We start from the raw sequence: 14,174 nt of genomic DNA, 5'->3' as shown, positions 1-14,174 counted from the left end.
AACACCGGGCGCCGCCCCAGAGGACGACTCCCTTGCGCCGCCCGTCCTTGTGCCGGTCATGGTAGCCGCACCCCGCCTGTCGCCACACCCTGTCACCGCGATGTCACTGTGCACGTAGCAGAAACGCGGTGGGAGACCAGAAGGTTCCCCGGATACCGTGGTTCTACACGACCTCGGCCACACTCTGTCAGCAACTCCGTGTGACGACGCCGCTTCTCGGTCATTGCCCGCGCATCCACTGCTCCATCACCGACAACAGGTGATCGGGATCGACCGGCTTCGTGACGTAGTCGGAAGCTCCGGAGTCGATCGCCTTCTCCCGGTCACCCTTCATCGCCTTCGCCGTGAGCGCGATGATCGGCAGCCCGGCGAACTGCGGCATCCTGCGGATCGCCGTCGTCGTGGCGTACCCGTCCATCTCCGGCATCATGATGTCCATCAGAACGACCGTCACGTCGTCGTGCTGCTCCAGGACTTCGATGCCCTCGCGGCCGTTCTCCGCGTACAGCACCGACAGGCCGTGCTGCTCCAGGACGCTGGTGAGCGCGAAGACGTTGCGGATGTCGTCGTCGACGATCAGCACCTTCTCCCCCTCGAAGTGGAAGCCCGACCGCGCGGCCGACGCCTCCGGCCCGGTGGGCCACTGCTCCTGCGGCCGCTGCTCCTGGCCGCCGGTCACCGGCTGGGCCGGCTGCGCGGGCGGCTGCTCCGCCGCCGCTGCCGCCGCGCGCCGACGGCGGCGCAGAAGGGCCGCCGGGCCCGTCTGCGGCTCCTGCGGCACCGCGGCGGTGTCCGGCTGCGCGGGAGCCTCGGCGGCCGCCGGGGAGCTTTCCGCCGCGGGCAGTTCCGCCGTGGAGCGCGGGGGCGCGAGCTGCGCGTAGCCCTGGGGAGGCAGTTCGCTCGGGTGCAGCGGCAAATAGAGCGTGAACGTCGAGCCGCGGCCCGGCTCGCTCTGGGCGTAGATCTCGCCGCCGAGCAGCCGCGCGATCTCCCGGCTGATCGACAGGCCGAGGCCCGTGCCGCCGTACTTCCGGCTGGTCGTACCGTCGGCCTGCTTGAACGCCTCGAAGATGACCCGCATCTTGCTGGCCGCGATGCCGATGCCGGTGTCGGTGACCGAGAAGGCGATCAGGTCGGCGCCCGGGTCCCGCAGCGAGCCCGCCTCCAGGAGCTGCTCGCGGATGGCGTTGGGCACGTCGTTGTTGGCGTGCCGGATCACCAGCTCGACCGCTCCGGAGTCGGTGAACTTCACCGCGTTGGACAGGAGGTTGCGCAGCACCTGGAGCAGGCGCTGCTCGTCCGTGTGCAGGGTCGCGGGCAGCTCCGGGGAGACACGTACGGAGAAGTCGAGCCCCTTCTCGGCGGTCAGCGGGCGGAAAGTGGCCTCTACGTAGTCGACGAGTTGGACCAGGGCGATGCGCGTCGGGGAGACGTCCATCTTGCCGGCCTCCACCTTCGACAGGTCGAGGATGTCGTTGATCAGCTGGAGCAGGTCCGAGCCCGCGCCGTGGATCGTCTCGGCGAACTCCACCTGCTTCGGGGTGAGGTTCGAGTCGGCGTTGTCCGCGAGCAACTTGGCGAGGATCAGCAGGGAGTTGAGCGGCGTACGCAGCTCGTGCGACATGTTCGCCAGGAACTCGGACTTGTAGCGCATCGAGACCGCGAGCTGCTCCGCACGCTCCTCCAGGACCTGCCTGGCCTCTTCGATCTCGGTGTTCTTGACCTCGATGTCGCGGTTCTGCTGGGCCAGCAGCTCGGCCTTCTCCTCCAACTCGGCGTTCGAGTCCTGCAACGCCTTCTGCCGGCTCTCCAACTCCGCAGACCGCTCACGCAGTTGCTCGGTCAGCTCCTGCGACTGCTTGAGCAGCACCTCGGTCTTCGTATTGACGCTGATGGTGTTGACGCTCGTCGCGATCATCTCGGCGATCTGGCTGAGGAAGTCCTTCTGGATCTGCGTGAAGGGCTGGAACGCGGCCAGCTCGATCACCCCGAGGACGGTCCCTTCGAAGAGCACCGGCAACACGATGACCTGCGCGGGCGGCGCCTCACCGAGGCCGGAGGCGATCCGCAGATAGCCCGAGGGCGCGTTCTCCACGAGGATCGTGCGGCGCTCCTTGGCGGCCGTGCCGATCAGCGTCTCACCGGGCCGGAAGGACGTCGGCATGGAGCCCATGGAGTAGCCGTAACTGCCGAGCATGCGCAGCTCGTACGCGTCCTCGTTCTCGCCGCCGAGGTCCGTGGCGTCATCCGTGGGCATCGCCAGGAAGAACGCGCCGTGCTGCGCGGAGACCACCGGCGTCAGCTCGCTCATGATCAGCGAGGCGACGTCCTCCAAGTCCCGGCGGCCCTGCATCAGGCCCGAGATCCGCGCGAGGTTGCCCTTGAGCCAGTCCTGCTCCTTGTTGGCCAGGGTGGTGTCGCGGAGGTTGGCGATCATCGTGTTGATGTTGTCCTGGAGGACCTGGATCTCGCCCGCCGCGTCGACCTCGATCTTCAGGTTGAGATCGCCCCGGGTCACCGCGGTGGCGACCTTGGCGATGGCCCGCACCTGCCGGGTGAGGTTCCCGGCCATCTCGTTCACGGACTCGGTGAGGTCGCGCCAGGTGCCGTCGACGTCCCGCACGCGCGCCTGGCCGCCCAGCTGGCCCTCCGTGCCCACCTCGCGGGCGACCCGGGTGACCTGCTCGGCGAAGGACGACAGCTGGTCCACCATCGTGTTGATGGTCGTCTTCAGCTCCAGGATCTCGCCCCGGGCGTCGATGTCGATCTTCTTGGTGAGATCACCCTTGGCGATCGCGGTGGTCACCATCGCGATGTTGCGGACCTGGCCGGTCAGGTTGGACGCCATCGAGTTCACGGACTCGGTGAGGTCCTTCCACGTACCGGAGACACCCGGCACGCGCGCCTGGCCGCCGAGGATGCCGTCCGTGCCCACCTCACGGGCCACGCGCGTGACCTCGTCGGCGAACGAGCTGAGCGTCGTCACCATCGTGTTGACCGTGTCGGCGAGCTGGGCGACCTCGCCGCGCGCCTCGACCGTGACCTTCTTGGTGAGGTCGCCGTTGGCAACCGCCGCCGACACCTGGGAGATGTTCCGCACCTGGCTGGTCAGGTTGTTGGCCATCAGGTTGACGTTGTCGCTCAGGTCCTTCCAGATGCCGGTGACGCCCGGCACCCGCGCCTGGCCGCCGAGCTGTCCCTCGGTGCCCACCTCGCGGGCCACGCGCGTGACCTGCTCGGCGAACGACGAGAGCTGGTCGACCATGGTGTTGACGGTCGTGACGAGTTCCAGGATCTCGCCCTTGGCGTCCACGGTGATCTTCTTGGAGAGGTCACCCATGGCGACGGCCGTGGTGACCTCGGCGATGTTCCGCACCTGGAGGGTGAGGTTGTTCGCCATGCCGTTCACGGACTGCGTCAGGTCCTTCCAGGTCCCCGAGACGCCCTGCACCTCGGCCTGACCGCCGAGGATGCCGTCGGTGCCCACCTCGCGGGCGACCCGCGTGACCTGCTCCGCGAAGGCGGAGAGCTGGTCCACCATGGTGTTGAGGGTGTTCTTCAGCTCCAGGATCTCGCCGCGCGCGTCCACGTCGATCTTCTGCGACAGGTCACCGCGGGCCACCGCCGTCGCGACCTGCGCGATGTTGCGCACCTGCGCGGTGAGGTTCCCGGCCATGCCGTTCACGGAGTCCGTCAGGTCGCGCCACACACCGGCCACGCCCGGCACCTGCGCCTGACCGCCCAGCCGCCCCTCGGTGCCCACCTCGCGGGCCACCCGGGTCACCTGGTCGGCGAAGGCGGAGAGCTGGTCGACCATCGTGTTGATGGTGTTCTTCAGCTCCAGGATCTCGCCGCGCGCGTCGACCTCGATCTTCTGGGACAGGTCGCCGCGGGCCACCGCCGTGGTCACCTGCGCGATCTGCCGTACCTGAGAGGTCAGGTTGCCCGCCATGAAGTTGACGGAGTCGGTGAGGTCCTTCCACGTACCACTCACGCCGTCCACGCGCGCCTGGCCGCCGAGCCGGCCCTCGGTGCCCACGTCGCGCGCCATCCGCGTGACCTGGTCGGCGAAGGACGACAGCTGGTCCACCATCGTGTTCACGGTGTTCTTCAGCTGGAGCATCTCTCCGGAGACGTCCACCGTGACCTTCTGCGACAGGTCGCCGTTGGCCACCGCCGTCGTCACCTGCGCGATGTTGCGCACCTGACCGGTGAGGTTGCGGAAGGCGGTGTTCACCGAGTCGGTGAGGTCCTTCCACGTACCGGCCGCGCCCTGCACCTGCGCCTGACCGCCCAGCTCACCCTCGACACCGATCTCCCGCGCCACGCGCGTGACTTCGGAGCCGAAGGCGGAGAGCTGGTCCACCATGGTGTTCACGGTGTTCTTCAACTCGAGCATCTCGCCCGCGACATCGACGGTGACCTTCTGCGACAGATCGCCGTTCGCCACCGCCGTCGTCACCTGCGCGATGTCCCGCACCTGCGTGGTGAGGTTGCGGAAGACCGTGTTGACCGAGTCCGTCAGGTCCTTCCACGTCCCCGCCGCGCCCGGCACATTGGCCTGACCACCCAGCTGCCCCTCGGCACCGACCTCGTTGGCCACGCGTGTGACCTCGTCCGCGAACGTACGCAACGTCTCGGTCATCTGGTTGATCGTCTCGGCGAGCTGGGCGACCTCGCCGCGCGCGCTCACCGTCACCTTCCGCGACAGGTCGCCGTTGGCGACCGCCGTGGTCACCTCCGCGATGCCCCGCACCTGGGCGGTGAGGTTGCCGGCCATGAGGTTCACCGAATCGGTGAGGTCCTTCCACACGCCGGCCACACCCGGCACCTGCGCCTGGCCGCCCAGCTCGCCCTCCGTGCCGACCTCCCGGGCGACGCGCGTCACCTCGGAGGAGAACGAGGAGAGCTGGTCCACCATCGTGTTAACGGTGTTCTTCAGCTCCAGCATCTCGCCCGCGACATGGACCGTGACCTTGCGGGACAGGTCACCCTTGGCCACGGCCGTCGTCACCAGCGCGATGTCGCGCACCTGCGCCGTCAGGCGGTACGCCATGGTGTTGACGGAGTCCGTGAGGTCCTTCCACGAACCGGACATCCCCCGGACCTTGGCCTGCCCGCCCAGCTTGCCCTCCGTGCCGACCTCGCTGGCCACCCGCGTGACCTCGTCGGTGAAGGTGGACAACTGGTCGACGAGGTTGTTGACCGTCCGGCCGACCTTCAGGAACTCCCCGCGCAGCGGATGGCCGTTTCCGTCCACCGACTGCGCCCGCAGTTCCATGCGCTGCTCCAGGTCGCCCTCCGCCACCGCGGAGAGGACCCGGCCGACCTCGGAGACAGGACGTACGAGATCGTCGACAAGGGCGTTCGACGCCTCGATCGCGGCCGCCCAGGAGCCCTCGCTCGCTCCGCTCTCCAGCCGTTCCGTGAGTTTTCCCTCACGTCCGACCATGCGCCGGACCCGGGACAGCTCACCGGTGAGGTGCAGATTCCGGTCGGCCACCTCATTGAAGACCGCCGCGATCTGCGACATGACGTCGTCGCCGGAGACGGTGAGCCGCTTTCGGAAATTGCCGTCCCGCATGGCCACCAGGGCCGCGAGCAGCCGGTTCAAGGCCGCCGCGTCCACGGAAGCAGTCGCCCCATTGCGCGGCTTGCGCTGTTTGTCAAGGGACTGTCCGTCTTTCGCGCGCGTCTCAGTGCCCCGCGTCGCTGCGCCAGACTCCACTGTGTCCCTCCCGCAAGGGTTGACCTACTGCTTGTCCTGCTCGGACGTCTTCCTGAACCCTGCCCAGTGTTTCACCATGGCGGAACCAGGCCATAACAGTTCGGCAGCTTCGCACATCGTCCGCACCCCTCCGGGCGGAAAGACCGGCGACCGGCATCAGCATGGACGGCGAAGGTAAGTAACCTTGCATCCGGCTGTCCAACCACCCCGGTCCTGCCCGGCCTGGGCGGTGGTACACGAACAAGCGGGCATCGGAGGGGCGGCCGCACCATGAGTTCGGGAGACCCGGGCGTCGACACCGTCGAAACTCTTACGAGGAGTGCTGTGATCACCGCGCGCGCGGCTGCCACCTTCGACCCCGTCGGACGATCCGTCGCGACGGCCCGCTCCTTCGTACGCGACACCCTCCAGGGGTGGGGGTTCACGGACATCGTCGACGACGCGGTCGTCCTCACCAGCGAGCTGGTGACCAACGCCGTGGTGCACGCCGGCACGGCCGCCGACGTCCTCTGCCTGCGCAGCGAGGACGCCGTACGCATCGAGGTCTCCGACCGCTATCCGGAGCGGGAGATCCCGCTCCAGCAGTCCTCCGTGAACATGGGCAGCCCCGACCGCGAGGGCGGCCGCGGCCTCCAGCTCTGTGCCGCGCTCGCCACCCGCTGGGGCGTCGACTACACCCCCACGCACAAACTGGTCTGGTTCCAACTCGACCTCCCCCACCGGCCCGTGGGCACCCGCACCGCGGGGCCCGCCCTCCCGGCCGACCTCCTGCCGGTCGCCGACGGCAGGGTCCGCGTCGCCGTCATCCAGATCGACCGCGCGGGCGCGATCAACGCCTGGAACGAAGACGCCGAAGACCTCTTCGGGTACGCCGCCGAGCAGGTCATCGGCAAGCCCCTGAACGACCTGGCGGCCTGGCCGCACACCCCCGGCACCAGCACCGGCATCGCCGAGGCCCTCCAGCTCTCCCGCTGGGAAGGCAGCTACGGCATCCGCGGCTCCCACGGCCGCGTCATCCCCGTCTACGCCTCCCACTTGCGCGTACGCGACAACGAGGGCGAGCCGTCCACGGTCTGCCTCCTCGTGCGCGACGACGAGCGCGCGGTACTGCAGACGCCCCTGCGCGGCGCGACCCCCGAGCAGGGCACCCTCAGCGAGCCGAACGCCACGGACCCCTTCGAGGTCTTCATCGGCTCCCCCGCCCCCGAGGACCTCGACGGCCTGCTCCAGCGCACCGTCGAGCGCGCCCGCGACATGCTCGACGGCGACGCGGCCTTCCTGCTCCTGGCCACCGACGACGAGACGGAACTGGAGGTCCGCGCCTCCACCGGCCTGCCCTCGGCCCGCCAGCGCTTCGCCCGCGTCCCCGTCGAGGCGGGTCCCGGGCGCTACGGCTCGGCCCGCATGCCGGCCGTCCACGAGGACCTCACCCTCGTCCCCGGCGCCGTCCCGCTGCTGAGCGGCACGGGCATGCGATCCGTCGTCACGGTCCCGCTCAAGGTCGAGGGCCGCCTCACCGGCTCCCTCGGCGTCGCCGCGGAGGCCCCCGACCGGTACTCGAACGAAGAGGCCCTGCGCCTGCAGTTCGCCGCCGACCGCATCGCCCTCGCCGTGGAGTCCGCGCGCCTCGGCGAGCTGGAGCGGCTCCGCCGCGGCTCCCTCTCCTTCCTCGTCGAGGCCTCCGACCTCCTCGCGGGCACCCTGGACCGCGACCAGACCCTGGCCCTCATGGCCCAGATGACGGTCCCGACCCTCGCCACCTGGTGCGCCGTCTACACCATCGCCGACCAGTCCGCCGAGCCCTACCTCTCGTACGTCCTGCACGAGGACGAGGAGCGCATCGACGGCCTGAAGGCACTCCTCTCCAAGATCGACCCCCCGGACCCGGTCCCCACCCCGGGCGCCCGCATCTGGGGCGCCCCCTCGGAGGCCGCCCACCAGGCGGCGCTGCGCACCTCCATGCGCAGCCTGGGCCTCGGCGAACCGATGACCCTGGGCTCGGGCATCGGCACCACCCTGTCCACGGCGTCCGCGGTGGGCGGCGAGACGGTGGTGCTGCCCCTGGTGGCCCGCAACCGCGTCATCGGCATGCTCACGCTCGGTAAGCCCTCCGACGAGCACTTCCGCCAAGAGATCCTCGAATTGGCCGAAGATCTCTCCCGCCGAGCGGCCCTGGCCCTGGACAACGCCCGCCTCTACTCCGAGCGCATGGCCATCAGCCAGTCCCTCCAGCGCAGCCTGCTACCGCCCGGCCTGCCCCAGATCCCGGGCGTCGAGGTCGACGTCATCTACCGCGCGGCCGGCGAGGGCAACGAGGTCGGCGGCGACTTCTACGACCTCTTCCCGATCCGCGACGGCGCGTACGGCTTCGCGATCGGCGACGTCTGCGGCACCGGCCCGGAGGCCGCCGCCGTCACGGGCCTCGCCCGGCACGCCCTGCGCCTGCTCGCCCGCGAGGGCTTCGGCGGCCCCGCGGTCCTGGAGCGCCTGAACGCCGCGATCCTCGACGAGGGCTCCCGCAGCCGCTTCCTGACGCTCCTCTACGGCGAGTTGTGGCCCCAGGAGGACGGCTCGGCGGTCCTGAAGATCGTCTGCGCCGGCCACCCGCTGCCGCTGCGCCTGCGCCAGGACGGCACCGTCGAGCCGTACGCCGAACCGCAGCCCCTGCTCGGCGTGATGGACGACCTCGAACTGTACGAGGAGACGATGACGCTCGACCCGGGCGACGTCCTGCTCTGCGTGACCGACGGCGTCACCGAGCGCCGCGAGGGCACCCGCATGCTCGGCGACGACGGGCTCGCGGAGGTCCTCACGACCTGTACGGGCCTGACGGCCGGCGCGGTGGCGGCGCGCATCATGCGCGCGGTGGAGCGCTTCGCGTCGGACGCCCCGTCGGACGACATGGCCATCCTGGCGATGCGCGTCCCCGGCCTCGAAAAGGACTGAGCGGCTCCGGGGCACCGCCAGGTGCCCCGGGACCACGGCACGGCGAGCGACGTCCGAACACAAAGAAGGCCCCCGCCCAACTGGGCGGAGGCCTTCACGCATTGAGCCCCCAAGCGGAATCGAACCGCTGACCTTCTCCTTACCATGGAGACGCTCTACCGACTGAGCTATAGGGGCCTGCTGCCCTTCGCGGTGTCCCGCGCGGCAACGAAATAGATCATACCTGAATTTCGCGCCCCTCCGAACCGCCCGTTCCTCTGGACCACCCGCCCCCGCGCTGCCACCCTGCGCGTATGCCGACCCGACGCGCGATCCACCCGCGTTCCGCCTTTCCGCTGGCACTCGCCGCCCTGCTCCTGCCACTCACGGCCTGCGGCTCCTACGACGAAGACACCCCGGACGCACGGCCCTCGAAGAAGCCGGCGGCCGCGGAGATCCCGCGCCCGGGCGACCACAAGGTCACGCTGTTATGGAAGGGCGAGAAGCGCGTCTACACCGTCCACGCCCCACCGCGATATACGCGCTCCGAGAAGCTGCCGCTCGTCATAGCCCTGCACCCTTATCCGGCCGACGGAAAGGACATGGCGGAGATCAGCGGCCTCAACACCAAAGCCGACGAGGAGAACTTCCTCGTCGCCTACCCCGACGGACTCAACCGGGGCTTCAACGCGCTGATCTGCTGCGGCACCGAGGACGACGTCGGCTTCATCCGCACGCTGACGGCCGGGCTGACCAAGACCTGGCACGCGGACCCGTCCCGCGTCTACGCCACGGGCATCTCCAACGGCGGCGACATGGCGTACAAACTCGCCGTGGAACTCCCCGACACCTTCGCGGCCCTCGCGCCTGTCAGCGGCGGCTATCTCGGTACTGACGCGGAGAAGGCCTCGTACATGCCCAAGACCCCGGTCTCGGTGATGACCTTCATCGGCGGTCTCGACGAGCACTACGGCGGAATGGACGCGGGCATCAACACCTGGCAGAAACGCCTGTCGTGCGATCCCGGCGAACCCAGGAAACTCAAGAACAACATCCGCAGGACGATCGCCGACTGCCGTGACGGCTCGGACGTCGTCGTCTATCGACTGCCCGAGATGGGCCACTCCTGGCCGGGCGGCACGGGCGGCAGCATGTCCGACCCGCAGGCCGGTGTCGATGCCACCGACCTGATGTGGGACTTCTTCGAGTCCCACTCCAAGAAGGCTTCCTAGAAAGCGGGTTGCAGAAGCCCTCCGAGGGCATTGCAGGCGGAGACGACGCGCTGAAGATCGCGCCGCGACATCGACGCGTCGACGGGCAGAGCCAGCGTCTCATCCGCGGCCCGCTCGGTCTCCGGCAGACTCACGTCCCTGCGGAACTGCGGCATCCGGTGCACCGGAGTCTTCACCGGCACCCAGCAGTTGACTCCCCTGGCCCGCACGGCACGTGCGAACGCGTCCCGGTCCGGCCGCCCGTTCCCGGGCACCCGCACCACGTACTGCTGATAGCTGTGCCCCTCACCGCCGTCCGGCGTCACGACTCCACTGAGCCGCCCACTGAGGTAGGCCGCATGCGCCCGCCGGCGCTCCACACCTTCGTACGGAGCCTCCGACTCGCCCTGCTCCAGAACGAGAAACCCGGCGCGGCTCCCCAGATCCCGCAGGCGCCGTACGTCGGCCTGGCTCCCGAAGCGGTGTACGACGATGACGGCGGCCGTGCGTGGCGTCACCACGGCGGCTACGGCGTCAGGATCGAGGCAGTACGTCGCCGGCTCTATGTCGGCGAAGACCGGCAGCGCTCCCGCCTGGACCACGGCCTCGGCGACCTCGGCGTTCCCGTATGCGGGCACGATGACCTCGTCGCCGGTACCGATACCGGCGGCGTGCAACATTCCAACTGTCCCCATGTCTGCGGATGTTGGCTGCACAACGTGAACGGCAAGTGACGCAAAACAAAAAAGAGCTGGTCCCTGAACCGAAGTTCAGAGACCAGCTCTCTCAATATTAGTTCGGCGGCGTCCTACTCTCCCACAGGGTCCCCCCTGCAGTACCATCGGCGCTGTGAGGCTTAGCTTCCGGGTTCGGAATGTAACCGGGCGTTTCCCTCACGCTATGACCACCGAAACACTATGAAACTGTCAACCGCACCATGCGTGACCTTGCATGGGGTTGTTCGTGGTTTCAGAACCAACACAGTGGACGCGAGCAACTGAGGACAAGCCCTCGGCCTATTAGTACCAGTCACCTCCACCCGTTACCGGGCTTCCAGATCTGGCCTATCAACCCAGTCGTCTACTGGGAGCCTTAACCCCTCAAAGGGGGTGGGAATACTCATCTCGAAGCAGGCTTCCCGCTTAGATGCTTTCAGCGGTTATCCTTTCCGAACGTAGCCAACCAGCCATGCCCTTGGCAGGACAACTGGCACACCAGAGGTTCGTCCGTCCCGGTCCTCTCGTACTAGGGACAGCCCTTCTCAATATTCCTACGCGCACAGAGGATAGGGACCGAACTGTCTCACGACGTTCTAAACCCAGCTCGCGTACCGCTTTAATGGGCGAACAGCCCAACCCTTGGGACCGACTCCAGCCCCAGGATGCGACGAGCCGACATCGAGGTGCCAAACCATCCCGTCGATATGGACTCTTGGGGAAGATCAGCCTGTTATCCCCGGGGTACCTTTTATCCGTTGAGCGACGGCGCTTCCACAAGCCACCGCCGGATCACTAGTCCCGACTTTCGTCCCTGCTCGACCCGTCGGTCTCACAGTCAAGCTCCCTTGTGCACTTACACTCAACACCTGATTACCAACCAGGCTGAGGGAACCTTTGGGCGCCTCCGTTACTCTTTGGGAGGCAACCGCCCCAGTTAAACTACCCATCAGACACTGTCCCTGATCCGGATCACGGACCGAGGTTAGACATCCAGCACGACCAGAGTGGTATTTCAACGGCGACTCCACACACACTGGCGTGCATGCTTCACAGTCTCCCACCTATCCTACACAAGCCGAACCGAACACCAATATCAAACTGTAGTAAAGGTCCCGGGGTCTTTCCGTCCTTCTGCGCGAAACGAGCATCTTTACTCGTAGTGCAATTTCACCGGGCCTATGGTTGAGACAGTCGAGAAGTCGTTACGCCATTCGTGCAGGTCGGAACTTACCCGACAAGGAATTTCGCTACCTTAGGATGGTTATAGTTACCACCGCCGTTTACTGGCGCTTAAGTTCTCAGCTTCGCACACCCGAAAGTGCACTAACCGGTCCCCTTAACGTTCCAGCACCGGGCAGGCGTCAGTCCGTATACATCGCCTTACGGCTTCGCACGGACCTGTGTTTTTAGTAAACAGTCGCTTCTCGCTGGTCTCTGCGGCCACCCCCAGCTCAGAGTGCAAGACTCATCACCGGTGATGGCCCCCCTTCTCCCGAAGTTACGGGGGCATTTTGCCGAGTTCCTTAACCATAGTTCACCCGAACGCCTCGGTATTCTCTACCTGACCACCTGAGTCGGTTTAGGGTACGGGCCGCCATGAAACTCGCTAGAGGCTTTTCTCGACAGCATAGGATCATCCACTTCACCACAATCGGCTCGGCATCAGGTCTCAGCCTTATGTGCGACGGATTTACCTACCGCACGGCCTACACCCTTACCCCGGGACAACCACCGCCCGGGCTGGACTACCTTCCTGCGTCACCCCATCACTCACCTACTACAAGTCTGGTCCGTCGGCTCCACCACTCCCCTCAACTCCGAAGAGATCGGGGCGGCTTCACGGACTTAGCATCGCCTGATTCGATGTTTGACGCTTCACAGCGGGTACCGGAATATCAACCGGTTATCCATCGACTACGCCTGTCGGCCTCGCCTTAGGTCCCGACTTACCCTGGGCAGATCAGCTTGACCCAGGAACCCTTAGTCAATCGGCGCACACGTTTCTCACGTATGTATCGCTACTCATGCCTGCATTCTCACTCGTGAACCGTCCACCACTGCCTTCCGGCGCAGCTTCACCCGGCACACGACGCTCCCCTACCCATCCACACAGGCGTTGGCCCTATTGTGTGAATGACACGACTTCGGCGGTACGCTTGAGCCCCGCTACATTGTCGGCGCGGAATCACTAGACCAGTGAGCTATTACGCACTCTTTCAAGGGTGGCTGCTTCTAAGCCAACCTCCTGGTTGTCTGTGCGACTCCACATCCTTTCCCACTTAGCGTACGCTTAGGGGCCTTAGTCGATGCTCTGGGCTGTTTCCCTCTCGACCATGGAGCTTATCCCCCACAGTCTCACTGCCGCGCTCTCACTTACCGGCATTCGGAGTTTGGCTAAGGTCAGTAACCCGGTAGGGCCCATCGCCTATCCAGTGCTCTACCTCCGGCAAGAAACACACGACGCTGCACCTAAATGCATTTCGGGGAGAACCAGCTATCACGGAGTTTGATTGGCCTTTCACCCCTAACCACAGGTCATCCCCCAGGTTTTCAACCCTGGTGGGTTCGGTCCTCCACGACCTCTTACAGCCGCTTCAACCTGCCCATGGCTAGATCACTCCGCTTCGGGTCTTGAGCGCGCTACTAAATCGCCCTATTCGGACTCGCTTTCGCTACGGCTTCCCCACACGGGTTAACCTCGCAACACACCGCAAACTCGCAGGCTCATTCTTCAAAAGGCACGCAGTCACGAGATGCTGGACAAGTCCAACATCCGACGCTCCCACGGCTTGTAGGCACACGGTTTCAGGTACTATTTCACTCCGCTCCCGCGGTACTTTTCACCATTCCCTCACGGTACTATCCGCTATCGGTCACCAGGGAATATTTAGGCTTAACGGGTGGTCCCGCCAGATTCACACGGGATTTCTCGGGCCCCGTGCTACTTGGGTGTCTCTCAAACGAGCCGCTGATGTTTCGACTACGGGGGTCTTACCCTCTACGCCGGACCTTTCGCATGTCCTTCGCCTACATCAACGGTTTCTGACTCGTCTCACAGCCGGCAGACTGTGAAAGAGAGATCCCACAACCCCGTATACGCAACCCCTGCCGGGTCTCACACGTATACGGTTTGGCCTCATCCGGTTTCGCTCGCCACTACTCCCGGAATCACGGTTGTTTTCTCTTCCTGCGGGTACTGAGATGTTTCACTTCCCCGCGTTCCCTCCACACTGCCTATGTGTTCAGCAGCGGGTGACAGCCCATGACGACTGCCGGGTTTCCCCATTCGGAAACCCCCGGATCAAAGCCTGGTTGACGACTCCCCGGGGACTATCGTGGCCTCCCACGTCCTTCATCGGTTCCTGGTGCCAAGGCATCCACCGTGCGCCCTTAAAAACTTGGCCACAGATGCTCGCGTCCACTGTGCAGTTCTCAAACAACGACCAACCACCCATCACCCCACCAGCAAAACCAGTGAGTGCACTGGGGTCGGCATTGAGGTCGGGAACAAGTCCGTACCCTCAGATACCCAACAGCGTGCCCGACCAGTCTTCGTCCGGAGATCGTGCTTTCCACACTCTTACGAGCAGT

4 protein-coding genes, 1 tRNA gene and 2 rRNA genes are annotated in these 14,174 nt (G+C 66.1%); 2 read left to right on the top strand and 5 right to left on the bottom strand.

From position 1 onward, the window contains the following. Nucleotides 1-220: 220 nt before the first annotated feature. Nucleotides 221-5,728 carry a HAMP domain-containing protein gene (locus tag J2N69_RS27440; RefSeq protein WP_230903081.1) on the bottom strand — a complete coding sequence of 1,836 codons (5,508 nt, stop codon included), beginning with the start codon at nucleotides 5,726-5,728 and terminating at the stop codon, nucleotides 221-223. Nucleotides 5,729-5,998: 270 nt separating this feature from the next. On the opposite strand from J2N69_RS27440, the gene J2N69_RS27435 reads away from it, so the two are divergent. Then, the gene (locus tag J2N69_RS27435) at nucleotides 5,999-8,674 is read left to right on the top strand and encodes a SpoIIE family protein phosphatase (RefSeq protein WP_230903080.1); all 2,676 of its coding nucleotides are present in this window, start codon (nucleotides 5,999-6,001) and stop codon (nucleotides 8,672-8,674) included. A gap of 104 nt (nucleotides 8,675-8,778) precedes the next feature. Here J2N69_RS27435 and J2N69_RS27430 read toward each other — a convergent pair. Beyond that, nucleotides 8,779-8,851 (bottom strand) — tRNA-Thr (locus J2N69_RS27430). A gap of 116 nt (nucleotides 8,852-8,967) precedes the next feature. On the opposite strand from J2N69_RS27430, the gene J2N69_RS27425 reads away from it, so the two are divergent. After that, entirely contained in the window at nucleotides 8,968-9,885 is a 918-nt protein-coding gene (locus J2N69_RS27425; protein WP_230903079.1) for a CE1 family esterase, read from the top strand. On the opposite strand, the gene J2N69_RS27420 is transcribed toward J2N69_RS27425, so the two are convergent. The 3 genes from J2N69_RS27420 to J2N69_RS27410 all read right to left on the bottom strand — a co-directional run bounded on the left by J2N69_RS27420 (nucleotide 9,882) and on the right by J2N69_RS27410 (nucleotide 13,987). Then, nucleotides 9,882-10,544, bottom strand: a complete 663-nt coding sequence (locus J2N69_RS27420) for a DegT/DnrJ/EryC1/StrS family aminotransferase (protein ID WP_230904895.1) — start codon at nucleotides 10,542-10,544, stop codon at nucleotides 9,882-9,884. The genes J2N69_RS27425 and J2N69_RS27420 overlap by 4 nt on opposite strands. A 115-nt stretch (nucleotides 10,545-10,659) precedes the next feature. Continuing rightward, nucleotides 10,660-10,776 (bottom strand): 5S ribosomal RNA (gene rrf, locus J2N69_RS27415). 87 nt (nucleotides 10,777-10,863) lie between these two features. After that, a 23S ribosomal RNA gene (locus tag J2N69_RS27410) occupies nucleotides 10,864-13,987 on the bottom strand. Nucleotides 13,988-14,174 lie beyond the last annotated feature (187 nt).

Origin of the sequence: Streptomyces huasconensis (genome assembly GCF_021028635.1) — a bacterium.
In the GTDB taxonomy this organism is placed as follows: domain Bacteria; phylum Actinomycetota; class Actinomycetes; order Streptomycetales; family Streptomycetaceae; genus Streptomyces; species Streptomyces huasconensis.
This window is presented reverse-complemented; position numbering and strand designations above follow the sequence as displayed.

Excerpts from the sequence above, each read along its gene's own strand:
- J2N69_RS27435 (WP_230903080.1), top strand. The coding sequence starts at position 5,999 with ATGAGTTCGGGAGACCCGGGCGTCGACACCGTCGAAACTCTTACGAGG.
- J2N69_RS27425 (WP_230903079.1), top strand. The coding sequence starts at position 8,968 with ATGCCGACCCGACGCGCGATCCACCCGCGTTCCGCCTTTCCGCTGGCA.
- J2N69_RS27420 (WP_230904895.1), bottom strand. The coding sequence starts at position 10,544 with ATGTTGCACGCCGCCGGTATCGGTACCGGCGACGAGGTCATCGTGCCC.